The organism is Streptomyces sp. NPDC032198 (assembly GCF_040636975.1).
Classification (GTDB): Bacteria; Actinomycetota; Actinomycetes; order Streptomycetales; family Streptomycetaceae; genus Streptomyces.
In genome coordinates this window covers 254,079-278,720 of the sequence record NZ_JBEZVL010000011.1, presented here as the reverse complement: position 1 = coordinate 278,720, position 24,642 = coordinate 254,079, and the positions used below count along the sequence as shown (strand labels likewise).

The window sequence follows — 24,642 nt, the reverse complement described above, 5'->3', positions numbered from 1 at the left end:
GCCACCCTGAGTACGCGGAAGGGGCCCGGCACGCGCGTGCCGGGCCCCTTCCGCATACCTCTTCTACTTGTTCAGGCTCGCCCAGAACTCGTCGAACGAGAGACGCTTGTCCTTGTCGGTGTCCTTCGTGCCGATCACGGCCTCGGCCACCGTCTCGGTGACGTAGAAGTCCCCCATCTGCGCCATGGCCGACTTCCACTCGGCCGCCGTGATGAAGCCGTCGCCGTCCGCGTCGAACCGCTCGAACGTCTTGCGCGCTTCCTCGATGTCCGCCACCGGATCCACCCCTTCTTCGTGCACTACTGACGGGGGTTAGGGTATCGGCCGTCCGGGGACGCGATCACAAGGAGTACGCCCATGGCCAGCACCCCCTCCACGCTCGGGGCGATCCTTGACGCGGCGGCCCAAGGGCACTTCCCGCCGCCCGACGGCACCACCACCGTCGTGCCGCAGCCCCGCCACCGCGACGCGGGCGTGATCGCCTTCACCGCGCACTCGGTGGTCTTCACGGACGAGGACCCGCGGTGGGTGCACGCCACCCTCGCCGCGCTCGACTGCGACCCGCTGGCCGCCACCATGAACCCGCGGTTCCTGGCCGCCTTCATGGAGCGCACGGGACGCGCCACGGACACCACCGACCTCATGACCGTGGCCGACGCGCTGCCGGGCGGCCCCGACCCGGAGCTCGGACTGCGCGAGATCGACGACCCCGACCACCCCCGGGTCGCGCGGGCCCGCAAGCGCCGCGACGAGGTACGGGTGTGGGCCTCCGATGCCGGTGGCGTGCTGGTGCTCGGGCGCGGCCTCACCGGGCGATGGGAGACGGCGATCGAGGTGCGGGAGGACGTACGCCACCGGGGGCTCGGCAGGGCGCTGGCGCTAGCCGCCCGGCACCTGGTGCCCGCCGGCTCCCACGTGTGGTCGCAGCAGTCCACCGGGAACGCCCGCAGCGTGCGGGCGTTCCAGGCGGCGGGTTACCGGCCGGTGGGCGCGGAGGCGCTGTTCTTCGCACGCTGACGCCCCCCCGGGCAGGGCTCAGCACTCGATGATGTTCACCGCGAGGCCGCCCCGCGCCGTCTCCTTGTACTTCACGCTCATGTCGGCGCCGGTCTCCTTCATGGTCTTGATGACCTTGTCGAGGGACACCTTGTGGGTGCCGTCGCCGCGCATCGCCATCTTCGCGGCGGTCACGGCCTTCACGGCCGCCATGCCGTTGCGCTCGATGCACGGGATCTGGACGAGGCCGCCGACCGGGTCGCAGGTCAGGCCGAGGTTGTGCTCCATGCCGATCTCGGCCGCGTTCTCGACCTGCTCGGGGCTGCCGCCGAGCACCTCGGCGAGAGCGCCGGCCGCCATCGAGCAGGCGGAGCCGACCTCACCCTGGCAGCCGACCTCGGCGCCGGAGATCGAGGCGTTCTCCTTGAAGAGCATGCCGATCGCGCCGGCCGCGAGCAGGAAGCGGACCACGCCGTCCTCGTCCGCCCCGGGGATGAAGTTCATGTAGTAGTGCAGGACGGCCGGGATGATGCCCGCGGCGCCGTTCGTCGGGGCGGTGACCACACGGCCGCCCGCCGCGTTCTCCTCGTTCACCGCCATCGCGTACAGCGTGATCCACTCCATGGAGCGGGCCAGCGGATCGCCCTCGGCGCGCAGCTGGCGGGCCGAGTTCGCCGCGCGGCGGCGGACCTTGAGGCCGCCCGGCAGGATGCCCTCGCGGGACATTCCGCGCGAGACACAGGACTGCATGACGCCCCAGATGTCGAGCAGACCCGAGCGGATCTCCTCCTCGGTGCGCCACGCCTTCTCGTTCTCCAGCATCAGCGCGGAGATGGAGAGGCCGGTCTCGTCGGCCAGGCGAAGCAGCTCGTCGCCGGTGCGGAAGGGGTGCTTGAGGACCGTGTCGTCCGGCACGATCGGGTTCTCGCCGGCCACGGCGTCGTCGTCGACCACGAAGCCGCCGCCCACGGAGTAGTACGTCTTCTCCAGGACGAGGCCGCCGTCATGGCCGTACGCGAAGATCGTCATGCCGTTGGCGTGGTACGGCAGGGCCTTGCGGCGGTGCAGGACCAGGTCCTCGTCGAAATCGAAGTCGATCTCGTGCATGCCGAGGAGGTTGAGGCGTCCGGTGCTCTTGATCTGCTCGACACGGTCGTCGGCGAACTCGACGTCGACCGAGCGCGGGGACTCGCCCTCCAGGCCGAGCAGGACCGCCTTCGGGGTGCCGTGGCCGTGGCCCGTCGCGCCGAGCGAGCCGTAGAGCTCGGCCCGTATGGCGGTGGTGTGGGCCATCAGGCCCTCGTTCTTGAGGCGGCTCGCGAAGATGCGGGCGGCGCGCATGGGACCGACCGTGTGGGAGCTGGACGGGCCGATGCCGATCGAGAACAGGTCGAAGACCGAGAGGGCCACGAGAAACTCCAATGGTGGTTGGTAGACGCCGTTGTCTGCCGGGGTGGTGCAGAGAACTACGAAAGAGAACTGCGAAAGCGGGGCATGAGCCGGGGCACCACACTCACTGTCCTCACTGTCCAGTGTGCGCGGTGCCCCGAAGAATCGTACGAAGTAAAGCGTACGAAACTGCTACAGGTTGGGGTACAGCGGGTGCTTGGCTGCCAAGGCCGAGACCCGGGCCTTGAGCGACTCCGCGTCGAAGCCCGGCTTCAGCGCCTCGGCGATGATGTCGGCGACCTCACGGAAGTCGTCCTCCTGGAAGCCACGGGTCGCGAGCGCGGGCGTACCGATCCGCAGGCCCGAGGTGACCATCGGGGGGCGCGGGTCGTTCGGGATCGCGTTGCGGTTGACCGTGATGCCGACCTCGTGGAGGCGGTCCTCGGCCTGCTGGCCGTCGAGCTCGGAGTTGCGCAGGTCCACCAGGACCAGGTGCACGTCCGTGCCGCCGGACAGGACGTCGACGCCGACGGCCTTCGCGTCGTCCCGCACCAGGCGCTCGGCCAGGATGCGGGCGCCGTCCAGGGTGCGCTGCTGGCGCTCCTTGAACTCCTCGGAGGCGGCGACCTTGAAGGAGACGGCCTTCGCGGCGATCACGTGCTCCAGGGGGCCGCCCTGGAAGCCGGGGAAGACCGCGGAGTTCAGCTTCTTCGCGAACTCCTTGCTGCGGGCCAGGATGATGCCGCCGCGCGGGCCGCCGAGCGTCTTGTGCGTGGTGGAGGTGACCACGTCCGCGAACGGCACCGGGTTGGGGTGCAGACCGGCGGCGACGAGCCCGGCGAAGTGCGCCATGTCGACCCACAGGTACGCGCCGACCTCGTCGGCGATCCGGCGGAACTCGGCGAAGTCCAGCTGACGCGGGTAGGCGGACCAGCCCGCGATGATCACCTTCGGGCTGCTCTCCTTGGCCAGGCGCTCGACCTCGGCCATGTCGACCAGACCGGCCTCGTCCACGTGGTACGGGACCACGTTGAACTGCTTGCCGGAGAAGTTCAGGCGCATGCCGTGGGTGAGGTGGCCGCCGTGCGCCAGGTCGAGGCCGAGGATCGTGTCGCCGGGCTTGGCGATCGCGAAGAGGGCGGCCTGGTTGGCGGAGGCGCCGGAGTGCGGCTGGACGTTGGCGTACTCGGCGCCGAACAGCTCCTTGACCCGGTCGATCGCGATCTGCTCGGCGACGTCGACGTGCTCGCAGCCGCCGTAGTAGCGGCGGCCGGGGTAGCCCTCGGCGTACTTGTTGGTGAGGACCGTGCCCTGGGCCTCCATGACGGCGACCGGAGCGAAGTTCTCCGAGGCGATCATTTCCAGGGTGGACTGCTGGCGGTGGAGCTCGGCGTCGACGGCGGCGGCGACGTCCGGGTCCAGCTCGTGAAGAGGGGTGTTGAGAAGCGACATCAGGTGGTCCCTAGGGGTCTTTAGGAGGCTTCAGCTGCCGGAAAACGCGGTGTACTCGTCGGCGGAGAGCAGATCGTCCGGCTCTCCCGCGATGCGCACCTTGAACAGCCAGCCGCCCTCGAAGGGCGCGGAGTTGACCAGCGACGGGTCTTCCACGACGTCCTGGTTCGCCTCGACGACCTCGCCGGTCACCGGCGAGTACAGGTCGCTGACGGACTTCGTCGACTCGAGCTCGCCGCAGGTCTCGCCCGCGGTCACCGTGTCGCCGACCTCGGGGAGCTGGGCGAAGACGACGTCACCGAGGGCGTTGGCCGCGTGCTCGGTGATGCCGATGGTGGCCACACCGTCACCGTCGGCGGCCGAGAGCCACTCGTGCTCCTTGCTGTAACGAAGCTGCTGGGGGTTGCTCATGACCTGAATTCTCCTGTACGCGGGGGAGTGCTGGTGGACGAGGCGGTTGTGCGGGGTGTCACTTCTGGCGCTTGTAGAACGGCAGCGCCACGACCTCGTACGGCTCGTGCGTGCCGCGGATGTCCACGCCGACGCCCTCGGTGCCGGGGGCCGCGTGCGCCGGGTCGACGTACGCGATGGCGATCGGCTTGCCCAGCGTCGGGGACGGGGCGCCGGAGGTGACCTCGCCGATGACCTTGCCGTCGGCGACCACGGGGAAGCCCGCGCGCGGGACGCGGCGGCCCTCGGCGATCAGGCCGACCAGCTTGCGCGGGGGAGCGGTCTCGGCGCGCTCGGCGGCGGCCGCGAGCGCCGCGCGCCCCACGAAGTTCTCCGACTGCGAGGTCTTCTCGAACTTCACGACCCGGCCCAGGCCCGCGTCGAAGGGCGTCAGCTCAGCGGTCAGCTCGTGCCCGTACAGCGGCATGCCCGCCTCCAGGCGGAGCGTGTCACGGCAGGACAGCCCGGCCGGCACCAGACCGACGGACGCGCCCGCCTCCATCAGCGCGCCCCACAGCTTCTCTGCGTCGCCGGGCGCGACGAACAGCTCGAAGCCGTCCTCGCCGGTGTAGCCCGTCCGGGCGATCAGCGCGGGCACGCCCGCGACCGTGCCGGGCAGACCCGCGTAGTACTTCAGACCGTCCAGGTCGGCGTCCGTGACTGACTTCAGGATGCCGGGGGACTCGGGGCCCTGGACGGCGAGCAGCGCGTACGCGTCGCGGTCGTCGCGGACCTCGGCGTCGAAGCCTTCCCCAAGCTCTCGGCTTCGCTCGAGCAGGGGAGACCCCATTGCGCGCGCGGTGAGCGCGTCGAGCACGACCTGCGCGTTCGAGGCGTTCGCGACGACCATGTATTCCGGGGCCTCCGGGGCCTCGGCGTCACCGAGCCGGTAGACGATCAGGTCGTCCAGGATCCCGCCGTCCTCGGCACAGATCATCGTGTAGCGGGCGCGGCCGACACCGATGGAGCCGATGTTGCCGACCAGCGCGAAGTTCAGGAGATCCACGGCCTGCGGTCCGCTGACCGTGATCTCGCCCATGTGGGAGAGGTCGAAGAGACCGGCCTTGGTGCGCACGGCGTTGTGCTCGTCGCGCTCACTGGCGTAGCGGAGCGGCATGTCCCAGCCCGCGAAGTCGGTCATGGTCGCGCCCAGCGCCCGATGCACGGCATCGAGGGCTGTCAGACGGGGGGCGGTACTCATAAAGGGAACTCCCAGGGCATGACGGGCGAGGTCGATCCTCCCCATCTGTCATCGGAACCTGAGAGGTTCACCACGACCCGTTCGTACGTCTCGTACAGGAGGTCATGACTTGCACCTTGGGTGGAGCCGCGCAGGCGGCCCGCTTTTCAGATGTGCCTCGCCCGCGCGGTACGGGGCCTGAGAGATTCAAGGGAGGGACTTGCTCCTTCGGCGCCCCGGTGCGTCGTACGACGGCTACCGGGAACTCTCCCGCGCGGATTCAAACGGCCTGTATGGAGTTTGCGCGCACATCATTGCACGCGCCTCCGTAACAGGGCAGTGGCAGTCCAGTAATGCTGTTGTGCCGCATTACCTTCTCTTTACACTTGCCGGGGAAGCTGCGGGAAGCAGGTACGTGACCGCTATGGGGAGGCCGATCACGGTGCGCAGGACGAGCGTCTACGCGACCAACACGGGGGTGGCCCTGCCCAAACAGGCCGCCGCCCCCGCAGAAGAGAGCTACGGCTCCCTGTCCACGGCCGTCGTCCGCGACCTGCGGCAGCGGTCCGGCCACAGCCCGCACCGGCTGACGTTCGGCGCGGGCGACCTGATCGTCGTCTCCGGGCTGCCGGGCAGCGGCAAGTCCACGCTGATGCGCAGGGCCGTCTCGGGCCCCCGCATCGACTCGCAGGACACCCGCGACCGCTGGGCCCTGCGCATGCCGGGCCTCCTGCCGTACGCGGTGTACCGCCCCCTGGTGCGCCTCGCGCATTACGCGGGTCTGCGCAGGGCCCTGCGGTCCGGCGAAGGCGTCGTGGTGCACGACTGCGGCACGCAGGCCTGGGTGCGCCGCTGGCTGGCCCGCGAGGCCGCGCGGCGCGGCACGACCCTGCACCTGCTGCTGCTCGACGTGGAGCCGGACACCGCCAGGGAGGGCCAGCTCGCGCGCGGTCGCGGCGTGTCGCGGTACGCCTTCGCACGGCACCGCAGGACGGTCGGCCGGCTCGTCGGCGCCGCCGAGCGGGGCGATCTGCCGCGCGGCTGCGGTTCGGCCGTGCTGCTCGACCGGACGGCGGCCGGGGTGCTGCGGGGGATCGGCTTCGGGAGCTGAGCCGCCCGCCACGTTAGGGTCGTGCCGCAGGCAGAGCGGGACCGAGCAGGGGTTGAAGAGATGGACATTCCGGCGCAGGCGCACGCGCATCCGTACGGAGGATGGCCGGGCAACGAACTCGAAGAGGTGCTCGCGGCCTCCCTGGGCGCCCCCGGGGCCGGTACGGCGTCCGCGGGAGCCCGCATCGTCGAGGTGCTCGGCCGCAGCCGCGTCTGGGTCCCGCTGCCGAACGGCGGGGCACCGGACAGCGGCACCCTGGACCTGCCCACGCTGGAGATCGACGGCCAGGCCTACGTCCCCGTCTTCAGCTCCGAGCAGCAGTTCCAGCAGGCCACCGGCGGCCGGATGGGCTGCACCGTGGCGCCCGCCGTGGAGTTCGCCCGCGGCCTCCCCCCGCAAATGGGCATCGCGGTCAATCCGGACGGCACGGTCGGTGTGCCGCTGCCGCCCCCGGCCGTCGCCGAGCTCTGCCGCGCCGGCCGCACCCCGCTGGACGGCCCGGCGACCGGCGGCCGCGTACGCCTCTTCGAACCGGACTGGCAGCACGACCCGGTGGACTTCCTGTCCGCCGCCGCCCGCGAGTTCGAGGCCACCGGGGTCGTCCTGAGCGCCCGCCGCTGCCTGGCGAGCGTCGAGGGCGACGCGCCCTCGCTGTTCATCGGGGTCGAACTGACCTCCTGGGAGGGCAACGCGCGCGAGCTGCCGATGGAGGCCGTGGGCCGGGCCCTCGGCCACGCCCCGGTGTCCTGGCCGGTGAACCTGGTGCTGCTCGACGTCGCCCAGGACCCGGTCGGCGACTGGATGCGCGAGCGGGTCCGGCCCTTCTTCGGCCGGACCCGGGGGCACGAGCACGGACATGCGTAAGGACATGTGCAGGTACGCGTGTGAGGGTGCCGTACGTCAAGTCGGTGTCAGGATCGCCGCTTAAGCTGGTTTCATGACCCGGGCGGGGCACGGCCCTGCCGGTCGGCCCGGGTTCATCAGGTTCAGGTTCCAGGTCCACCGGGTCAGCGGGTCATCGCGAAGGGGCGGTTAAGGGTGAGTGCGTCGGGCACGGCTGCGGCCGGGCAGGTCGAGCACATGCTGCGCCAGGTGACACCAGGGCGCTATGACGCCTACGAGGCGCTCCTGCGGGCGCTCGCCGCCGACCAGGTGTGGATGCTGCTCTGGCACGGCCAGGCCGGATCCCCCGACGCCCAGTACGGGAACATGGAGGTCGAGGGCCTCGGGTACGCGCCGTGCGTGACCTCCGCCCAGGAGCTCTCCGCCAGTGGCTGGAACCGCTCGTACGAAGTGGTCAGCGGGCTCGACATCTCCCGCACCCTCTACCCCGACCACTACGGCCTCTGGCTCAATCCGCACGCCCCCGGCGGCGGCGTGGGCATCCCCTGGCTCGACCTGCGGCGCATCGCCACGGGCCTCGACCTGCTGCCCGCGGGACCGCTGAGGCTCACCGAGCCGGCCATCGAGATCCCCCAGTTCTACGCCCTGCTCACGCAGAACGCGCACCGCACCCCCGCGGTCCGCTCGCTGCGCCGCGCCTGGGTGCAGCCCGCGCTGGGCGCCCCGTATCTGGCCATCGGTCTCGATGTGTACGACACCTCGCCGGGATCGGTCGACGGGGTGCGCACGATGATGCAGCAGTCGATCGCCGCCGTCCCCGACGGTCTGCCCGTATCGACCGTCGCGATGTCCGACGGGTACGACCCGGTCGCCATGTGGCTGCACGCCAACGCGCGCCCGTTCTACGACCGCGAGGCCCAGCCGGCCCCGGCCCCCGCGGGGGGCTACGGCTACCCCGCGCAGTACTGAATCAGCGCCGTGACCCTCACCGAGAAGGCCCTGAACCGGCCACCGCGGCTCGTATACCTGCCCTGACCGTCACGATGTCCGTTCTGATGGTGGAGGGGCCCTATGGGCTCCCGTGGCGCATTGCGACCCAACTGCCCCGTGTTCGACCCTCGTTCACCTGCGTCCGGATAACGGAACACCTCGATCAGCATCACGGTTGCGCATCCATTCCCCGTCAAGTCTGGTAACAGATCGCGACGGCGATGAAGACTCCCGCACCAGGGGCGCTTCGCCCCTGTGTACGACGGACTGATCACGTCGCTACAGCGGCAAGTGCGGGCCGGTCACCACCGGTTGAGAGGGGTCCCTGCCACGATGACGGCACCATTGCATGACACACCTGCGGACGCGGACCCGACAGCGGACGTCGCTCCCGCAGCTGGTGCAGGGGTGAAGAAGGTCGAGGGGCGGTCCCTCAAGCAGATCGCCTGGAACCGCCTGAAGCGGGACAAGGTCGCCCTGGCCGGTGGCATCACGGTGATCCTCCTGGTCCTCGTCGCCGTCTTCGCGCCCCTGATCGTCTCCCTGCTGGGCCACCCGCCCAACGAGTTCCATCAGGACGAGCTGGAAGACCTGACGAACCTGCCCAAGGGCGCGTTCGGCGGCATGAGTTGGGACTTCCTCTTCGGAGTGGAGCCCAACAAGGGCCGCGACGTCTTCAGCCGGATCGTCTACGGCGCCCGGATCTCACTGCTGGTGGCGTTCCTCGCCGCCGTGGTGGCCGTGGTGCTCGGCACCTTCTTCGGCATCATCGCCGGCTACTTCGGCGGCTGGATCGACGCGCTCATCAGCCGGGTCATGGACGTGCTGCTCGCCTTCCCGCAGCTGCTCTTCGTGATCTCCCTGGTCTCCGTCCTCCCCGACGACCTGCTCGGTCTCACCGGCAGCGGCGTCCGCATCGCGGTACTGATCCTGGTGATCGGCTTCTTCGGCTGGCCCTACGTCGGACGCATCGTCCGCGGCCAGACCCTCTCGCTGCGCGAACGCGAGTACGTGGAGGCGGCCCGCAGCCTCGGCGGCGGTCAACGGCACATCCTCTTCCGTGAGTTGCTGCCGAACCTGGTCGCGCCGATCACCGTGTACGCGACCCTGATGATCCCCACCAACATCCTCACCGAAGCGGCGCTCAGCTTCCTCGGCGCAGGTGTACGGCCGCCGACGGCCTCCTGGGGCGGCATGCTCCGGGACGCCCTCGCGACGTACGAGCACGACCCGATGTTCATGGTCTTCCCCGGCCTGGCGATCTTCGTGACCGTGCTTGCCTTCAACCTCTTCGGTGACGGGCTGCGCGACGCCCTGGACCCCAAGGGAACTCGGTAAACAGCTTCAACTGGCTTGCCCCTGCCGCAGCGTCAGGTGGCTCTTCCCATGGTTCTTAAGGCAGTCAAAGCCAAGGACCGCGAATCTCGGAGGATGCGAGAAATGCCCACAGGTTCCTCTAGACGACGGTTGACCGCAGGCGCGGCCCTCGTCGTGGCGGCGCTGGTGACCACCACGGCGTGCGGCGGCGGCAGCGACGACGACGACAGCAAGGGTGCCGGCTACAACGCCGCCATCGGCAAGGTCGCGAACAAGTCGGCGAAGAAGGGCGGAACGCTCAAGTTCATCGCCAAGCAGGACCTGGACTCGGCCGACCCGCAGCGCGCGTACTACGGCATGACGTGGGACTTCATGCGGTACTACACCCGCACGCTGATCACGTACGACACCAAGCCGGGTGCCGCGTCCAACAAGCTCGTCCCCGACCTCGCCGAGTCCACGGCGAAGATCAGCGACGACGGCAAGACCTACACGTACAAGCTGCGTGATGGTCTGACCTGGGAAGACGGCTCGAAGATGTCCTCCAAGGACATCAAGTACGGCATCGAGCGCATCTGGGCGACCAAGGTCATCACCGGTGGTCCCGGCTACCTGAAGTCCACGCTTGACCCCAAGGGCGAGTACAAGGGCCCCTACGAGGACAAGTCGAAGGACAAGCTGGGCCTGAAGGCGATCGAGACGCCTGACGACAAGACCATCATCTTCAAGCTGCCCAAGAAGAACGGCGACTTCGAGCAGATGCTCGCGATGCCGTCGGGCACCCCGGTCAAGCAGTCCGAGGACACCGGCGCCAAGTACACCCAGCGCCCGTTCTCCTCCGGCCCGTACAAGTTCCAGAACTACAGCGCGGGCAAGAGCATCACGCTCGTCCGCAACAAGAACTGGAAGAAGTCGTCCGACCCGATCCGTCCCGCGCTGCCGGACAAGATCTCGGTCACCATCTCGGCGAACCTCGAAGAGAACGACAAGCGCCTGATGGAAGGTGACTACGACATCGACATGAATGGCACGGGCATGACCCAGTCGGGTCGTACCACCGCCATTCAGGACCACAAGGACAACGTCGACAACATGCAGACGGACTTCGTCCGTTACGTCGCCCTTGTGACCAAGACGAAGCCGTTCGACAACGAGGCCTGCCGCAAGGCCGTCTTCTACGCCACGGACTTCGCGAGCCTGCAGAAGACCCGTGGTGGCCCGGTCGCCGCCGGTGAGATCGCCACCAACGTCTTCCCGAAGTCGATCAAGGGCCACGACGACTACGACCCGTACGGGATCCTGAAGCGCAAGGGCAAGCCGGACGCCACCAAGGCCAAGGAAGAGCTCAAGAACTGCGGCAAGCCGGGCGGCTTCTCGACCAAGATCTCGGCCCGCACCAACCAGCCGGGTGAGGTGGACGCCGCCACGGCGCTCCAGGAGCAGCTCAAGAAGGTCAACATCAACGCCGAGGTCGACCAGATCGACGGCGCCGACTCCTCCAGCATCACCGGCTCTCCCGCGGTGGTGAAGAAGCGCGGCATCGGCATGACGATGGCGGGCTGGGGTCCTGACTTCCCGACCGGCCAGGGTTACGCCCAGCCGCTGTTCGACAGCCGTTTCATCAACGAGAACGGCAACTACAACGAGTCGCAGATCGACGAGCCGAAGATCGACAAGTACTTCGACGACGCGATCGCCACGGTAGACCCCGAGAAGGCCGGCCAGATCTACACCGACCTCGCCCACGAGATCGTGGACAAGGCGTACTGGATGCCCTTCATCTACGAGAAGAACATCAGCTGGCGTTCCTCGCGGGCGACCAACGTCTACTCGTCCGCCGCTTACAGCGGTCGTTACGACTACATCTCGCTCGGTGTGAACGACAAGAAGTAGTCCCCGCCGCAAGGCAGACCCACCGCCGAATCCCGCCAGTCCGAAGGGCAGGTGATGGCCCCGGGCGGTGGCCGGGACTCCTCACAAGGGGGTCCCGGCCACCGCCGGGCCGCGCACAGTGCTTGCTTATCTCATCCGGCGCCTGATCGCCGTCGTCGTCATGGTGCTGGTCGTACTGCTCGCGACCTTCACCGTCTTCTTCATGCTGCCCAAGTGGGCGGGACAGGACATCGCCGTCCTCTTCGCCGGTAAGTCGTCCGGAGCCGAGCAGCTCGCGGGCATCCGGATCAAACTGGGACTGGACGACCCTCTGCTCGTCCAGTTCTGGGACTTCGTCAAGGGCATCCCGATGGGGCGTGACTACGCCAACGGGGCCGACGTGACCCACTGCCCGGCCCCCTGCTTCGGATACTCCTTCCGTACCGAGGCGCCCGTCTGGGAGACCCTCAAGGACGCCCTGCCCGTCACTGCGGCGCTCGCCGCCGGCGCGTGCGTGCTGTGGCTGGTCGCCGGTGTCGCCACCGGTGTGCTCTCCGCGCTCAAGCGGGGCACCATCTGGGACCGTTCCGCGATGATCACCGCCCTCGGCGGCGTCTCCCTGCCGATCTTCTTCACCGGCATGATCGCGATGGGCCTCTTCGTCCACACCCTCGGCTGGGTGAAGATCGAGGACACCCTCACCACGGACGATCCGATCAACATCTGGTTCGAGACGCTGATCCTTCCGTGGATCGTGCTCGCGTTCCTCAACGCCGCCATGTACGCGCGACTGACCCGCGCCACCATGCTGGAAGTGCTCGGTGAGGACTACATCCGCACCGCGCGCGCCAAGGGGCTCGGCGAGGCCGTCGTCATCAGACGGCACGCGCTGCGCTCCGCCATGACGCCGATCCTCACGGTCTTCGGCCTCGACCTCGGTGTGCTCCTCGGTGGCGCCGTCCTCACCGAGTCCACCTTCAACCTGCCGGGGCTCGGCCTGGAGGCGGTCAAGGCCATCAGCAACAAGGACCTGCCGGTGATCCTCGGCGTCACCTTGTGCGCGTCGCTCGCGATCGCGCTGGCCAACCTCGTCGTCGACCTTCTGTACGCCGTCATCGACCCGCGAGTGAGGCTGGGATGACCGAACTGCACAAGACCGGGGCGGCGGTCGGAGAACCCGTCGCTGACTCGGTCGCTCCCACCGCCTTCCTCGAGGTGCGCGACCTCAAGGTGCACTTCCCGACCGACGACGGCCTGGTCAAGTCCGTCGACGGGCTCAGCTTCCAGCTGGAGAAGGGCAAGACCCTCGGCATCGTCGGCGAGTCCGGCTCCGGCAAGTCGGTCACCTCGCTGGGCATCCTCGGCCTGCACACCGCCGGGCAGTACGGCGCCCGCAAGGCGCAGCTGTCGGGCGAGATCTGGCTGAACGGCACGGAGCTGCTGAGCGCGGACCCGAACGAGGTGCGCAAGCTGCGCGGCCGCGACATGGCGATGATCTTCCAGGACCCGCTGTCCGCGCTGCACCCGTACTACTCCATCGGCAAGCAGATCATGGAGGCGTACCGGGTCCACAACAACGTGGACAAGAAGGCCGCCCGCAAGCGCGCCATCGAGATGCTCGACCGGGTGGGCATTCCCCAGCCGGACAAGCGGGTCGACAGCTACCCGCACGAGTTCTCGGGCGGCATGCGCCAGCGCGCGATGATCGCGATGGCCCTGGTGAACAACCCCGAACTGCTCATCGCGGACGAGCCGACGACCGCCCTGGACGTCACCGTCCAGGCGCAGATCCTCGACCTCATCCGGGATCTGCAGAAGGAGTTCGGCTCCGCGGTCATCATGATCACGCACGACCTGGGCGTGGTCGCCGAGATGGCGGACGAGCTGCTCGTGATGTACGGCGGGCGCTGCGTCGAGCGCGGCACCGCGGAGAAGGTCTTCTACGAACCCCAGCACCCCTACACCTGGGGCCTGTTGGGCTCGATGCCGCGCATCGACCGCGAGGAGACCGACCGTCTCGTGCCGGTCAAGGGCTCCCCGCCCAGCCTGATCAACCTGCCCACGGGCTGCGCCTTCAACCCGCGCTGCCCGTACGCCGACATCCCCAAGGACCAGATCACCCGCCGTGAGCGCCCCGACCTGCACGAGGTCGCGCCGGGGCACTTCACCGCCTGCCACATGTCGCAGGACGAGCGCACCCGCATCTGGACCGAAGAGATTGCGCCGAAGCTGTGAAAGACGACACGAAAGATCAGGCGAAGGGCCAGGAGATGACGATCCCGGCGCAGACGAAGGGCTCTTCCGAGTCGCCCGAGCCGCTGCTCAAGGTCGAAGGCCTGGTGAAGCACTTCCCCATCAAGAAGGGGCTGCTGCAGCGCCAGGTGGCGGCCGTGCAGGCCGTGGACGGCCTCTCCTTCGACGTGCGTCCGGGCGAGACGCTCGGTGTCGTGGGCGAGTCGGGCTGCGGCAAGTCGACGATGGGCCGTCTGATCACCCGTCTGCTCGAACCGACCGCGGGCCGCGTGGAGTTCGAGGGTGTGGACATCACGCACCTGAACACCGGCAAGATGCGGCCGCTGCGCCGTGACGTGCAGATGATCTTCCAGGACCCGTACTCGTCGCTGAACCCGCGGCACACCATCGGCACGATCGTCGGTGCGCCGTTCAAGCTGCAGGGCGTCAAGCCCGAGGGCGGCCTGCGCAAGCACGTGCAGGAGATGCTGGAGCGGGTGGGGCTCAGCCCCGAGCACTACAACCGCTACCCGCACGAGTTCTCCGGCGGTCAGCGCCAGCGCATCGGCATCGCGCGTGCGCTCGCCCTGCGGCCCAAGCTGGTCGTGGCCGACGAGCCCGTCTCCGCCCTGGACGTCTCTATCCAGGCGCAGGTGGTCAACCTCCTGGACGACCTGCAGGACGAGCTCGGTCTCACGTACGTGATCATCGCGCACGACCTCTCGGTCATCCGGCACGTCTCGGACCGCATCGCGGTGATGTACCTGGGCAAGATCGTGGAGCTGGCGGACCGCAAGGACCTCTACTCCACGCCGATGCACCCGTACACCAAGGCGCTGCTCTCCGCGGTGCCCGTGCCCGACCCCAAGCGGCGTGGCGTCAAGAGCGAGCGCATCCTGCTGCGCGGTGACGTCCCCTCGCCGATCGACCCGCCCACCGGCTGTCGTTTCCACACGCGCTGCTGGAAGGCGACCGAGATCTGCGCGAAGACCGAGCCGCCGCTGATCCCCCTCGCCTCCGGTCACCAGGTGGCGTGCCACCACCCGGAGAACGCCGAGGACCAGCAGCCGGGCGACACCAAGCTGCTGCAGGTCGCCAAGGAGGCGATCGACGTGGTGTCGGTGGTGAGCAAGGCGGAGGAGACGGCCGAGGAGGCCGCGGCTCCGAAGAAGACCGTCACGAAGACCGCGCCTGAGGCGAAGACCGCTCCTGAAGCGGAAGGCAAGGGTCAGGCGTCAACTGACCAGTAGCACCTGATGACTTGGTAAAAATCAGGCACCAAGTCATGTACACGCCCATACGGGAGAGTGCAGAGTCTGCGTGTCCGTTTCATCGGAACACGCGCTAAGGGATGACTCATGGCACTCTCCCGTTCGGCACGTCTGGGGGCGCTGGCCACCGCCGCCGCCTCCTTCTGCTTGATAGCCGCCGCACCCGCACCCCACCCGGGCTCCGACGGCGTCGGCGACACGTACTTCCCGCAGCTCGGCAACGGCGGGTTCGACGTCAGCCACTACGGCCTCGACGTGGCCTACAACCCCGACACCGACCGCCTCGACGGCCGCACCACGATCAGCGCACGCGCCACCCAGAACCTGTCCTCGTTCGACCTCGACCTCCAGAAGCTGGAGGTGACGAGAATCGAGGTGAACGGCAGACGCGCGAAGTTCACCCGCGACGGCGACGAGATCCGCATCAGCCCGCGCGACCACCTGGACAAGAACAAGAAGTTCACCGTGACCGTCACCTACGGCGGCGTGCCCGAGCCGCTGAGCGGCCCCATCGTCTTCGGCTCCGACTACGGCTGGATGAAGACCACCGACGGCGTCTTCGTCGCCTGCGAGCCCAACGCGGCCTCGACCTGGTTCCCGTCCAGCGACCACCCGTCGGACAAGGCCGCCTTCGACATCCGCATCAAGGCGCCCAAGGGCCTGACGGGCGTCTCGAACGGCCGGCTCGTCGGCACCTCCACCAAGGGCGGACAGACCGTCGCCCACTGGCGCGAGACCAAGCCCATGGCGACCTATCTCGCGACCGCCACCATCGGCAAGTTCGACGTGAAGCAGGGCAAGACCCCGGCCGGCACCCCGATCTACGTCGCCATCGACCCGGTACTGGAGAACAGCAACAACGTCGACGTGTACGGCGTCACCGCCGAGGTCACCGACTACTGGTCGAAGATCTTCGGTCCCTATCCCTTCGAGGAGACCGGCGCGATCGTCGACGACATGCCGCAGGCGGGCTTCTCCCTGGAGACCCAGACCAAGCCCGTCTACTCCGCGATCCGCAGCGAGTCGACCATCGCCCACGAGCTGGCCCATCAGTGGTTCGGGGACTCGATCTCGGTCGAGAAGTGGAAGCACATCTGGCTCAACGAGGGCTTCGCCACCTACTCCCAGTGGCTGTGGAGCGAGCACAAGGGCACCCAGTCCGCCCATGACGCCTTCCTCGCGGGCTACAACTCACGCCCCGCCGACTCCGCCTTCTGGCAGACCGTCGTCGGCGACCCGCAGCGCGACACCATGTTCGCCTCCGCCGTCTACAACCGCGGCGCGATGACGCTCCAGGTCCTGCGCGAGCGCATCGGCGACAAGGCGTTCTTCAAGCTGCTCCCGGCCTGGACCGAGCAGAACCGGTACGGGAACGCGAAGACCGCCGACTTCATCCGCCTCGCCGAGAAGATCTCGGGCAAGCAGCTCGACTCGCTGTTCCAGACGTGGCTGTTCACGAAGGGCAAGCCCGCCCTGTAGCGGCCCCTTGCCGGGCCCGCCGCGGCGGGCAGGTAAGAATGTCGCGTGATCCAGGATCTGTTCAGTCCCTCCGTCCAGCACGCGCTCGACATCGTCGGGATCTTCGTGTTCGCGATCTCCGGCGCGCTGCTCGCCGTACGCAAGAACTTCGACGTCTTCGGCATCGCCGTGCTCGCCGAGGTCACCGCGCTGGGCGGAGGGCTCATCCGGGATGTGGTCATCGGGGCGGTGCCGCCCGCCGCCTTCGTCGACCTGGGCTACTTCATCACGCCGCTGTTCGCCGCGCTCCTGGTGTTCTTCCTGCACCCGGAGGTGGAGCGCACCCAGCTCGCGGTGAACGTCTTCGACGCGGCGGGCCTCGGCCTCTTCTGCGTCACCGGCACGACCAAGGCGTACGACTACGGCCTCGGCCTCACCGCGTCGGCGGCCCTGGGGCTCGCCACGGCGGTGGGCGGCGGCGTGCTGCGCGACATCATCGCCAACGAGGTGCCGTGGCTGGTGCGCTGGGACCGGGACCTGTACGCGGTGCCCGCGATCGTCGGCTCCGCGATGGTCGCGCTCTGCATCAAGTACGACATGGTGAACGCCTTCACCAGCGGCCTCGCGGTGATCACGACCTTCGTCCTGCGGCTGCTCGCGCTGCACTACCACTGGCGTGCGCCGCGGGCCTGGCACCGGCGGTCGACCGCGGTGGAGGTGGAGGACGCGGCCTGACGCGGGCCGGTCCGGCAGAAAAAGCTACCGCTCAGTAATTTCTTGTTGTACGTTGCCGGTATGGCAGAGGCAGCATCCATCCCGGCAGCGGTGCCCGCGAGCATCGGCGACAGCGAGTTCGACCGCGACACCGCGGTCACCCGGCGGGAGCCCGGTGTCTACGACATCGAGCTCTCCGCCGGATGGACGATCATCAACGCCGTCAACGGCGGCTATCTCCTCGCGGTCCTCGGCCGTGCGCTGGCCGACGCCCTGCCGCACGCGGACCCCTTCACGGTCTCCGCGCACTACCTCACGGCGTCCCAGCCCGGGCCCGCCGTGATCCGCACGGACACGGCACGCGCCGGGCGGACCCTGTCGACCGGGCAGGCCTCGCTCTTCCAGTACGACGAGGAGGGGCGCGAGGTCGAGCGGATCCGCGTGCTCGCCTCGTACGGAGATCTGGCGGGGCTCCCCGACGACGTCCGTACGACGGCCAAGCCGCCCGCGCTGCCGCCGATCGAGCAGTGCTTCGGGCCGCAGGACGCCCCGGACCACCGCCCTGTGCCCGGCAGTTCGGCGATCAGTGACCGGCTCTTCCTGAAGCTGGACCCGTCCACCCTGGGGTGGGCCCTCGGCCAGCCCTCCGGCAAGGGGGAGATGCGGGCCTGGTTCGGCCTCGCGGACGGGCGTGACGCCGATCCGCTGTCGCTGCTGCTCGCGGTGGACGCGTTGCCGCCGACGGCCTTCGAGATCGGGCTCTCCGGCTGGGTGCCGACAGTGGAGCTGACGGTGCACGTCCGCGCGAAGCCCGCGCCGGGTCCTCTCCGGGTCTCGATCACGACCCGCAACCTCGCGGGCGGGTTCCTGGAGGAGGACGCGGAGGTCTGGGACAGCGGGGACCGCCTGGTCGCCCAGTCGCGCCAGCTGGCCCGGGTCCGCCTCTCCTGAACGGCGGCTGCCGCGTTTCCTTCACGGCCGCTGCCGCCGCCGCTGCCCTGTTCTGAACCGCCGCTGCGCGACGGATCTCTCCCACCCACCCACCCGATCACCCCGCAGCACACGGGCGACGAGCAATTCCCCCCCACAGCCAGGGGCCTGTCCGCCGGGTCGGCGCCGGACAGGCCCCTACCGCCCCCCCCCGGGCCAGTGCCGCCACCGCGGTGCCTGGGCAGCCGCCATGACGTCGAGATGGCTGTCCCTGAGCCGCGGCCGTGCCGCCCGGCTGGCACCCGCCCGCCTCGCATGGTGGCCGCGCCCCGGGGCAGTGCCGCGCCTGGGCAGCCGCCATGACGTCGAGATGGCTGTCCCTGAGCCGCGGCCGTGCCGCCCGGCTTGGGTAGTGATCGCCCCGTTGCCTGGGCCGTGCCCACGCCCGGCCAGTGCCCGCCGCCTTGCCCTCGCTGTCCCGCTCGGCTGGCGCCCCCGCCGTCGCCCCGATGCCTACGCCGTCGCCATGACCCCCACGTATGACACCCCCGCCACCACCACCCACGCGCACAGCCCCAGTGCCGCCACCCGGCCCCCCGTTCGGGTCAGTGACCGAAGGTCCACCGCTGCGCCCAGGCCGAACAACGCTGCTGCCAGGAGCAGTTCCTGTGCGTGCCCCGCCACGTCGAGCGCGGTCCCCGGCACCCAGCCGGAGCTCCGTACCGCGACCATCCCCAAGAAGCCCGCCACGAACAGCGGCAGTACCGGCGGGCGGCGCTTTCCCGTTTCGCGGGCCGTTGAGCGTGCTCGCACGGAGAGACCCACCGCCGCCACCAGCGGCGCGAGCACCGCCACCCGCATCAGCTTCACGAGGACCGCGTCCCCCAGCGCCCCCGGCCCCGCGGTCTGCGCGGTGGCCACCACCTGGCCCACGTCGTGCACACTCGCCCCGGCCCACTGCCCGAACTCCGCGTCGCTCAGCCCCAACGGCCCCTGTAGCAGCGGCAGTACGGCGATGGCGAGCGTCCCGCACAGCGTCACGAGCGCCACCGAGACCGCCGCGTCCCGCTCCTCGCTCTCGGTCACCTCGCTGACCGCGCCGATCGCGGACGCGCCGCAGATCGAGTAGCCGGTGGCGATCAGGAGCGGCTGGTCGCCGGGCAGGCCCATCCGGCGGCCTAGCCACCACGTCCCGAAGAACGTCGCCGCGACCACCCCGAGCACCATCGCCACGGTCGCCCAGCCGAGGCCGAGGACGTCGTCCAGGCTCAGCTTCAGGCCGAGCAGGACGACGCCGACCCGCATCAGCCGCTTCCCGGCGAGCGACAGCCCCGCCTTGCCCCGGCCTCGTACGACAGCGCGTACGCCCGGCACGTGCGCCGCCGCTAGCCCGAGCACCACGGCCGCCGTCAGCATCGGCACGGCGGGGATCAGGGCGTGGATCGCCCAGGCCACCACGACACCGAGCGCGGCGAGGGCGAGGCCCGGCAGCGGGCGGGGGCCGGGAGGCGTCACGGGGGCGGTCTGATGGCGCTGCCCCAGGAGCGCCATCAGTGGTCGGCCGGCAGGTCGTACACCCGGCGCACGCTGGTGCCCAGGCGGGAGATGTCCGCGCCGTACACGTGGAGCGAGATGGCACGCTCCGTACCGGCGTTCCAGACCCGGTGGATGTCGCCGGGCGGCGCGAAAGCGGCCACCGTGCCCTGCTCGTTGACGAGGTCCTCGGTGGCGACGAGCCGCGCGGGGGAGCCGGACGCCGCCGGTATCAGCCGGTAGCGCCGCTCGTGCTCCGCGCCCTCGTGGACGCCGGAGACGCACCAGGAGACGTGGTCGTGAACCGGCGTGCGCTGGCCCGGCAGCCAGACGACGGCGATCACGGAGAAGCTGCCGTCGTGCTCGGCGTGCAGCAGATGCTGCCGGTAGTGCTCCGGGTCGCCCGCACGCTGCTCGTCGGTGAGCAGATCGGCCGCGCCCAGCTGCGGCGCGAGCCGCTCGCCGACCAGGTACGCCGTCAGGTCCGGCGGAAGACCCCGCCCGACGGCCTCGCGCACGCCGGAGACGAGGATGTCCAGGCGCCCGGTGGTGCGGGCGGCGCGGAACGCGGTGGTGGAGGTGCTCATAAGGGCAGCGTCCTGCCGCTCTTCCATCACGTCCAACGACAGTTTCTAAGCGCTTCCCCAACTTTTGCTTATGGATGGGAGGCCGGGGTGGGGACGGGGGGGGCAGGGGGTGGCTCAGCAGCCCACGCGGTTCGCCGCGACCGCCTTCAGTTCGTCCAGCACCAGCGCCGTCGCGGGAATCCGCAGATGTTCCCGGAGCGCGTACGCGGAGACCTGCCGGCGTGACGCCGGATCGAGGGCGCGGCCCGTCACGTCCCGGTGGCGCAGGAAGTTGAGGACGAGCCCCGGCATCATCGCGATGCCGAGCCCCTCGGCGACCAGACTCTGGATGACGAGGTTGTCGTCCGTGGTGAAGGCGATGTCGGGCGCGAATCCCTGCTCGGCGCATTCGTGCAGGAAGTTGGCGCGGCAGCGCAGGCAGCCCGCGATCCAGCGCTCGCCCGCGAGGTCGACGAGCCGGACGGAACGGCGCCGGGCCAGCGGATGCCGGGACGGCATGAGGACCGTCAGCTGGTCCTCCATCAGCGGGATCTCCACCACCTCGTCCGGCACGTCCTCGTGCAGGCCGGGGTAGTGGAAGGCCAGGGTGACGTCGCAGTCGCCGTCCACCAGACGCTGGAGCGACTCGGGAGGTTCGTTCTCCTGGAGCTCGACGCGTACGCCGGGATGGCTCTTCGCGAGCCGTGACAGGGCCTCGGGGATGAGGGTGGCGTTGGCGCTGGGGAAGGCGCAGATGCGGACGCGGCCGGTGCGCAGGCCCGTGATGGCGTTCATCTGCTGCTGGGCCGCGTCGATGTTGCCGAGGATGATCCCCGCGTGCCGGGACAGCGCCTCACCCGCCTCCGTCAGCCGCATCCTGCGGCCGACGCGCGTGAACAGGACCGTGCCGACGGACCGTTCGAGCGCCTTCATCTGCTGGGTGATCGCGGGCTGCGTATAGCCGAGCGAGCGGGCGGCGGCGGAGTAGGAGCCGGTCCGGACCACTTCATGGAATGACCTGATGTGCCGGGAATCGAACACGCCTGAATCATATGCATGATCCGGAGAGGGCCGACAGGCCATCCTTGGCTGCGTGAAATCCGACCGGCTGCTCTCGATCCTGCTGCTGCTCCAGACCCGCGGGCAGGTCCCCGCCCATGAACTGGCCGCCCGCCTCGAAGTCTCGGTGCGCACCATCTACCGCGACGTCGAGGCGCTCTCCGCCTCCGGCGTCCCGGTGTACGCCGAGCGCGGGCGGCACGGCGGCATCGCGCTCCTGCCCGGTTTCCGCACGGACGTCACGGGGCTCACCGCGGACGAGTCGCGGGCGCTGTTCATCCTGGCCGCGCAGGGCGCGCACGCGGCGCTCGGGCTCGACGAGGCTATCGGCTCCGCGCTGCGCAAGGTCATGGCGGCGCTGCCCGCACCGCACCGCCCGGCGGCCGAGCTGACGAGCCGCCGCATCCTCGTCGACTCGGCGCGCTGGATGCCGGGGCCCCGCGGATCGGATCCGGTCACCGGCGGACTCGACGTACTGCAGGACGCCGTCTTCTCCGACCGGCGGCTGCGCCTGCGCTACCGGCACAGCGGCGACGCGGAGCCGCGCACATACACCGTGGACCCCTACGGCCTCGTCTCCAAGGCGGGTGTCTGGTATCTGGTCGCCGACCGGCGCGGCGCCCCGCAGCTCTTCCGCGCCGACCGCGTACGGGCGGCGACCCTCACGGACGCACCCGTGCAGCGCAGGCCCGGCGTCGAACTCGCCGACGTGTGGGGCGTGCTGAAGCGGCAGGTCGAGGACCGCCCGGTCGGCGTCGACGTGACGGCGCGGGTGGCGCGAGACCGGTTCGCGCAGTTCCTGCGTCTCAAGGGGCACTTCGTCAGCGCCCCTCCCGAGGACGACGGGACGAGCGAGTGGATCACCGTCCGGCTCGGGTTCGGCGTCATCGGCGACGCCCGCACGCTGCTCCCGTTCGCCGCGAGCGTGGAGGTGCTCTCGCCGCCCGAGGTGCGTGCCGAGCTGGCGGACGCCGCCGCCGCGGTCAGCGAGCTGTACGCAGGAAGCGGCTCAGCTCGCCGGTGAGCTCGGCCGGCGCGTCCTCCTGTACGAGGTGTCCCGCGCCCTCGATCAGGCGCAGCTCGGCTCCGGGGATCAGCTCGGCGAGCTCGTGGCCGCGTTCCACGGGGATCCAGGTGTCCTCCGTGCCCCAGCAGATGAGGACGGGCAGCGCCAACTCCCCGTAGCGCCCCTGGACTTCATCGGTGAACCGCTGGTCGTTCTGCTCGATCTGCCGGTAGAACGCGGGCCTGCCCTCCTGGGTGCACCAGGGCTGGACCAGGCGGTCGAGTACCGCCGGGTGCAGGCCGCGGTGGCTCGCCGAGGCGACGTACTCGCGCACGAGTGCCTCGTGCAGGGCGGGCGGCAGTTGGCTGAAGACGTCGGCGTGCGCGCCGAGCAGGCGGTAGGTGGGGGAGCCCCAGGGTGCGAGTGCCACCGGGTCGACGACCGCGAGACGTTCGTAGCGGGCGCCGTGCAGGAGGTGGGCGCGCAGGGCGACGCAGCCGCCGAAGTCATGGGCCACGACGGCCGGTTCGGCCAGTCCCCAGTGCGCGAGGAGTTCGGTGAGGACGCGGGCCTGCGCGGCCAGGGTCACGTCCTGCCCGGACCGCATCTCCGAGGTGCCGTAGCCGGGCAGGTCCCACACGTACACGCGGTGCTCGCGGGAGAGCGCGCGGGCCACGCCCCGCCAGACGTACGAGGAGAAGGGGGTGCCGTGGACCAGGACGACGGGCGGTGCGTCCGCGGCGCCCAGGGCGGTCCAGCGGACGGCTCCGGTCGGGCCCATGAAGGTCTGGTCGAGCGTCCAGTCGTCGTCGATCGTCATGACCGTAAGGCTAGTAGCTCCTTACGTGAGAGTCGAGGGGTATGGCCGGGCAAGGGCGGCCGGAAGGGTCTGTGCCGCTTCCCGGGTCACTGCCGGGTCACTGCTCGTCCAGCCAGTGGTGCCGCCCGAGCGACACCAGGCGCAGCTGCCTGCGCGCGCTGGCCGCCACCCGCTCCTCGGTGCCGGGCGCCGCCTCCAGGAGTGCGGACGCGGTCAGCACCATGTGGTCGACGTACATCCTGGCCAGCATCAGGAGGTCCTCCGGGTCCCAGCCCGCCGACTCGGGCTCCTGGGCGAACTGGTCCTTCACCTCCTCGGCGAACAGGGTGAGTTGATCGCCTATCGCGGACCGTACGGCCTGTACCCCGCCGTGCTGCTCGCGGGCGATGAAGCGGACGTGTGCGGGGTGCGTGCGCACATAGGCGACGATCAACTCGACCGTGGCCGCGATGCGTTCCTCGCCGTCACCGTCGCCGGTCGCCGCGAGGAGGGCGACGAGCGTGGTGTGCAGGCTGCCGAGCGCTTCCTCGACCAGGGCCACACCCAGGTCGCCCATGTCGCGGAAGTGCCGGTAGAAGGCGGTGGGAGCCACGCCCACGGCACGGGTGACCTCGCGCAGACCCAGACTGCTCAGGCTCTGCTCGGCGAGCAGCTGGAGTGCCGCGTCGAGGAGTGCCTGCCGGGTTTTCTGCTTCTGGGCCTGCCGGATGCCGAGAGTGTGACTCATGCCATGCAGTTAACAACTGTTCTCCGGGATTGGGAAGCCGGAGACGCGGTACGCTCTAAATCAGTGAACAGTTGTTACCACAAGCGTTCACCCAAAGCTCCGGTCAACCCTCGCGTCGACCCTCACAAGATCAGCCGACCCTCACAAGAGAGGTGCCCCATGCTGTTTCTCGTAGCCGCCCTCCTGCTGCTCGGCGTCGCCCTGGGCGCCGTGGCCCACGCGCCCCTCTCCGTCTCCCTCGTCGCCGCCGCCGTCATCGGCGTCTGGCTGATGGTGTTCGCGGTCCGCGAGCGGCACACGCGCCACCATTCCTGAGCGCGTCACGCCTGATCGGCGCCTGATCCGCACTTCCTTCGCACCTGATCCGTACGGCCCCTGAAAGGAGTCGCACCATGGGACTCACCACCACCGCCCCCCGGTCCAAGGCCACCACCACCTCAGCCGCCCCCGTCCCCACCGGCCGGCGTGACACCGACGGCATGGCCGTCGCGTCGTTCGTCCTCGGCCTGCTCGGGCTGCTCGTCCTGAACCTCTTCCTCGGCCCGATCGCGATCGTCCTCGCGAGCATCGCGCTCCTGCGCGGGACCTCCCGGAAGGGCCGCGCGATGCTCGGACTCGGGCTCGGTGTGGCCGATCTCGTCGTCCTCGGCGTGCTGATGTCCATGGACAACACCGTGTCGTGGGGTCTCGCCGGCTGACACCGCTTGGACGCGGGGCCCCGCGAGG

General features: G+C 69.7%; 25 protein-coding genes and 1 riboswitch. Of the genes, 15 read left to right on the top strand and 10 right to left on the bottom strand.

Going from position 1 to position 24,642, the window contains the following annotated elements; all coding sequences use genetic code 11:
- Positions 1-63 precede the first annotated feature (63 nt).
- Positions 64-276, bottom strand: a complete 213-nt coding sequence (locus AB0E78_RS29075) for an EF-hand domain-containing protein (protein WP_361838384.1) — start codon at positions 274-276, stop codon at positions 64-66.
- An 81-nt stretch (positions 277-357) separates the two neighbouring features.
- Here AB0E78_RS29075 and AB0E78_RS29070 point away from each other — a divergent pair, with 81 nt between their 5' ends.
- Positions 358-1,017 (top strand): GNAT family N-acetyltransferase, encoded by a 660-nt coding sequence (locus tag AB0E78_RS29070; protein ID WP_361838381.1) that lies wholly within the window; start codon positions 358-360, stop codon positions 1,015-1,017.
- A gap of 18 nt (positions 1,018-1,035) precedes the next feature.
- Here the strand turns inward: AB0E78_RS29070 and AB0E78_RS29065 are convergent, their stop codons facing one another.
- The 4 genes from AB0E78_RS29065 to gcvT form a co-directional block, all read right to left on the bottom strand.
- Positions 1,036-2,406: an L-serine ammonia-lyase gene (locus tag AB0E78_RS29065; RefSeq protein ID WP_361838492.1), complete on the bottom strand. Its 1,371-nt coding sequence runs from the start codon at positions 2,404-2,406 to the stop codon at positions 1,036-1,038.
- A gap of 171 nt (positions 2,407-2,577) precedes the next feature.
- A complete protein-coding gene (gene glyA, locus AB0E78_RS29060; RefSeq protein WP_361838379.1) occupies positions 2,578-3,837 on the bottom strand; it encodes a serine hydroxymethyltransferase in 1,260 nt (419 codons plus the stop codon).
- A gap of 30 nt (positions 3,838-3,867) precedes the next feature.
- Positions 3,868-4,248, bottom strand: coding sequence for a glycine cleavage system protein GcvH (gcvH, locus tag AB0E78_RS29055; RefSeq protein ID WP_361838376.1), 381 nt, complete (start codon positions 4,246-4,248; stop codon positions 3,868-3,870).
- Between the two features lie 58 nt (positions 4,249-4,306).
- Complete coding sequence (gcvT, locus tag AB0E78_RS29050) at positions 4,307-5,488, bottom strand: glycine cleavage system aminomethyltransferase GcvT (RefSeq protein ID WP_361838374.1); 1,182 nt, start codon at positions 5,486-5,488, stop codon at positions 4,307-4,309.
- A 156-nt stretch (positions 5,489-5,644) separates the two neighbouring features.
- Positions 5,645-5,750, bottom strand: a riboswitch (glycine riboswitch).
- Positions 5,751-5,903: 153 nt separating this feature from the next.
- Between gcvT and AB0E78_RS29045 the strand changes: the two genes are divergently transcribed.
- From AB0E78_RS29045 to AB0E78_RS28995, 11 genes are all read left to right on the top strand, one after another.
- The gene (locus AB0E78_RS29045; protein ID WP_361838490.1) at positions 5,904-6,578 is read left to right on the top strand and encodes an AAA family ATPase; all 675 of its coding nucleotides are present in this window, start codon (positions 5,904-5,906) and stop codon (positions 6,576-6,578) included.
- Between the two features lie 60 nt (positions 6,579-6,638).
- Positions 6,639-7,442: an enhanced serine sensitivity protein SseB gene (locus AB0E78_RS29040; RefSeq protein WP_361838372.1), complete on the top strand. Its 804-nt coding sequence runs from the start codon at positions 6,639-6,641 to the stop codon at positions 7,440-7,442.
- Positions 7,443-7,616: 174 nt separating this feature from the next.
- A complete protein-coding gene (locus AB0E78_RS29035) occupies positions 7,617-8,390 on the top strand; it encodes an enhanced serine sensitivity protein SseB C-terminal domain-containing protein (protein WP_361838369.1) in 774 nt (257 codons plus the stop codon).
- A gap of 354 nt (positions 8,391-8,744) precedes the next feature.
- On the top strand, positions 8,745-9,749 hold the full coding sequence (locus AB0E78_RS29030) for an ABC transporter permease (RefSeq protein ID WP_361838367.1): 1,005 nt from the start codon (positions 8,745-8,747) through the stop codon (positions 9,747-9,749).
- A 102-nt stretch (positions 9,750-9,851) separates the two neighbouring features.
- A complete protein-coding gene (locus AB0E78_RS29025) occupies positions 9,852-11,621 on the top strand; it encodes an ABC transporter substrate-binding protein (protein WP_361838365.1) in 1,770 nt (589 codons plus the stop codon).
- Between the two features lie 118 nt (positions 11,622-11,739).
- Positions 11,740-12,741, top strand: coding sequence for an ABC transporter permease (locus tag AB0E78_RS29020; protein WP_249592822.1), 1,002 nt, complete (start codon positions 11,740-11,742; stop codon positions 12,739-12,741).
- On the top strand, positions 12,738-13,835 hold the full coding sequence (locus AB0E78_RS29015; protein WP_361838361.1) for an ABC transporter ATP-binding protein: 1,098 nt from the start codon (positions 12,738-12,740) through the stop codon (positions 13,833-13,835). The genes AB0E78_RS29020 and AB0E78_RS29015 overlap by 4 nt, the downstream gene beginning before the upstream one ends.
- A gap of 35 nt (positions 13,836-13,870) precedes the next feature.
- A complete protein-coding gene (locus tag AB0E78_RS29010) occupies positions 13,871-15,082 on the top strand; it encodes a dipeptide ABC transporter ATP-binding protein (RefSeq protein WP_361838358.1) in 1,212 nt (403 codons plus the stop codon).
- Positions 15,083-15,190: 108 nt separating this feature from the next.
- Positions 15,191-16,582 (top strand): M1 family metallopeptidase, encoded by a 1,392-nt coding sequence (locus tag AB0E78_RS29005; RefSeq protein WP_361838356.1) that lies wholly within the window; start codon positions 15,191-15,193, stop codon positions 16,580-16,582.
- Positions 16,583-16,627: 45 nt separating this feature from the next.
- Positions 16,628-17,296, top strand: coding sequence for a trimeric intracellular cation channel family protein (locus AB0E78_RS29000; RefSeq protein WP_361838353.1), 669 nt, complete (start codon positions 16,628-16,630; stop codon positions 17,294-17,296).
- Positions 17,297-17,356: 60 nt separating this feature from the next.
- Positions 17,357-18,226 (top strand): thioesterase family protein, encoded by an 870-nt coding sequence (locus AB0E78_RS28995; RefSeq protein ID WP_361838350.1) that lies wholly within the window; start codon positions 17,357-17,359, stop codon positions 18,224-18,226.
- A gap of 492 nt (positions 18,227-18,718) precedes the next feature.
- Here AB0E78_RS28995 and AB0E78_RS28990 read toward each other — a convergent pair whose 3' ends face one another.
- From AB0E78_RS28990 to AB0E78_RS28980, 3 genes are all read right to left on the bottom strand, one after another.
- Entirely contained in the window at positions 18,719-19,756 is a 1,038-nt protein-coding gene (locus AB0E78_RS28990; protein WP_361838348.1) for a putative sulfate exporter family transporter, read from the bottom strand.
- The gene (locus tag AB0E78_RS28985) at positions 19,756-20,325 is read right to left on the bottom strand and encodes a cysteine dioxygenase family protein (RefSeq protein ID WP_361838346.1); all 570 of its coding nucleotides are present in this window, start codon (positions 20,323-20,325) and stop codon (positions 19,756-19,758) included. The genes AB0E78_RS28990 and AB0E78_RS28985 overlap by 1 nt, the downstream gene beginning before the upstream one ends.
- Positions 20,326-20,439: 114 nt before the next feature.
- The gene (locus AB0E78_RS28980) at positions 20,440-21,345 is read right to left on the bottom strand and encodes a LysR substrate-binding domain-containing protein (RefSeq protein WP_361838343.1); all 906 of its coding nucleotides are present in this window, start codon (positions 21,343-21,345) and stop codon (positions 20,440-20,442) included.
- 52 nt (positions 21,346-21,397) lie between these two features.
- On the opposite strand from AB0E78_RS28980, the gene AB0E78_RS28975 reads away from it, so the two are divergent.
- Entirely contained in the window at positions 21,398-22,387 is a 990-nt protein-coding gene (locus AB0E78_RS28975) for a YafY family protein (RefSeq protein WP_361838341.1), read from the top strand.
- Here AB0E78_RS28975 and AB0E78_RS28970 read toward each other — a convergent pair.
- A complete protein-coding gene (locus AB0E78_RS28970; RefSeq protein WP_361838338.1) occupies positions 22,347-23,189 on the bottom strand; it encodes an alpha/beta hydrolase in 843 nt (280 codons plus the stop codon). The two genes, AB0E78_RS28975 and AB0E78_RS28970, sit on opposite strands and share 41 nt — an antisense overlap.
- A 97-nt stretch (positions 23,190-23,286) precedes the next feature.
- Positions 23,287-23,916 (bottom strand): TetR family transcriptional regulator, encoded by a 630-nt coding sequence (locus AB0E78_RS28965; RefSeq protein WP_361838337.1) that lies wholly within the window; start codon positions 23,914-23,916, stop codon positions 23,287-23,289.
- A 159-nt stretch (positions 23,917-24,075) separates the two neighbouring features.
- Here AB0E78_RS28965 and AB0E78_RS28960 point away from each other — a divergent pair, with 159 nt between their 5' ends.
- Both AB0E78_RS28960 and AB0E78_RS28955 read left to right on the top strand, forming a co-directional pair.
- Entirely contained in the window at positions 24,076-24,231 is a 156-nt protein-coding gene (locus tag AB0E78_RS28960; protein ID WP_361838335.1) for a hypothetical protein, read from the top strand.
- 77 nt (positions 24,232-24,308) lie between these two features.
- On the top strand, positions 24,309-24,614 hold the full coding sequence (locus AB0E78_RS28955; RefSeq protein ID WP_361838332.1) for a DUF4190 domain-containing protein: 306 nt from the start codon (positions 24,309-24,311) through the stop codon (positions 24,612-24,614).
- Positions 24,615-24,642 lie beyond the last annotated feature (28 nt).

Coding starts and splice junctions, on each gene's coding strand:
- AB0E78_RS29070 (WP_361838381.1), top strand. CDS start 358: ATGGCCAGCACCCCCTCCACGCTCGGGGCGATCCTTGACGCGGCGGCC.
- glyA (WP_361838379.1), bottom strand. CDS start 3,837: ATGTCGCTTCTCAACACCCCTCTTCACGAGCTGGACCCGGACGTCGCC.
- gcvH (WP_361838376.1), bottom strand. CDS start 4,248: ATGAGCAACCCCCAGCAGCTTCGTTACAGCAAGGAGCACGAGTGGCTC.
- gcvT (WP_361838374.1), bottom strand. CDS start 5,488: ATGAGTACCGCCCCCCGTCTGACAGCCCTCGATGCCGTGCATCGGGCG.
- AB0E78_RS29040 (WP_361838372.1), top strand. CDS start 6,639: ATGGACATTCCGGCGCAGGCGCACGCGCATCCGTACGGAGGATGGCCG.
- AB0E78_RS29030 (WP_361838367.1), top strand. CDS start 8,745: ATGACGGCACCATTGCATGACACACCTGCGGACGCGGACCCGACAGCG.
- AB0E78_RS29025 (WP_361838365.1), top strand. CDS start 9,852: ATGCCCACAGGTTCCTCTAGACGACGGTTGACCGCAGGCGCGGCCCTC.
- AB0E78_RS29015 (WP_361838361.1), top strand. CDS start 12,738: ATGACCGAACTGCACAAGACCGGGGCGGCGGTCGGAGAACCCGTCGCT.
- AB0E78_RS29010 (WP_361838358.1), top strand. CDS start 13,871: ATGACGATCCCGGCGCAGACGAAGGGCTCTTCCGAGTCGCCCGAGCCG.
- AB0E78_RS29005 (WP_361838356.1), top strand. CDS start 15,191: ATGGCACTCTCCCGTTCGGCACGTCTGGGGGCGCTGGCCACCGCCGCC.
- AB0E78_RS28995 (WP_361838350.1), top strand. CDS start 17,357: ATGGCAGAGGCAGCATCCATCCCGGCAGCGGTGCCCGCGAGCATCGGC.
- AB0E78_RS28990 (WP_361838348.1), bottom strand. CDS start 19,756: ATGGCGCTCCTGGGGCAGCGCCATCAGACCGCCCCCGTGACGCCTCCC.
- AB0E78_RS28985 (WP_361838346.1), bottom strand. CDS start 20,325: ATGAGCACCTCCACCACCGCGTTCCGCGCCGCCCGCACCACCGGGCGC.
- AB0E78_RS28970 (WP_361838338.1), bottom strand. CDS start 23,189: ATGACGATCGACGACGACTGGACGCTCGACCAGACCTTCATGGGCCCG.
- AB0E78_RS28965 (WP_361838337.1), bottom strand. CDS start 23,916: ATGAGTCACACTCTCGGCATCCGGCAGGCCCAGAAGCAGAAAACCCGG.
- AB0E78_RS28960 (WP_361838335.1), top strand. CDS start 24,076: ATGCTGTTTCTCGTAGCCGCCCTCCTGCTGCTCGGCGTCGCCCTGGGC.
- AB0E78_RS28955 (WP_361838332.1), top strand. CDS start 24,309: ATGGGACTCACCACCACCGCCCCCCGGTCCAAGGCCACCACCACCTCA.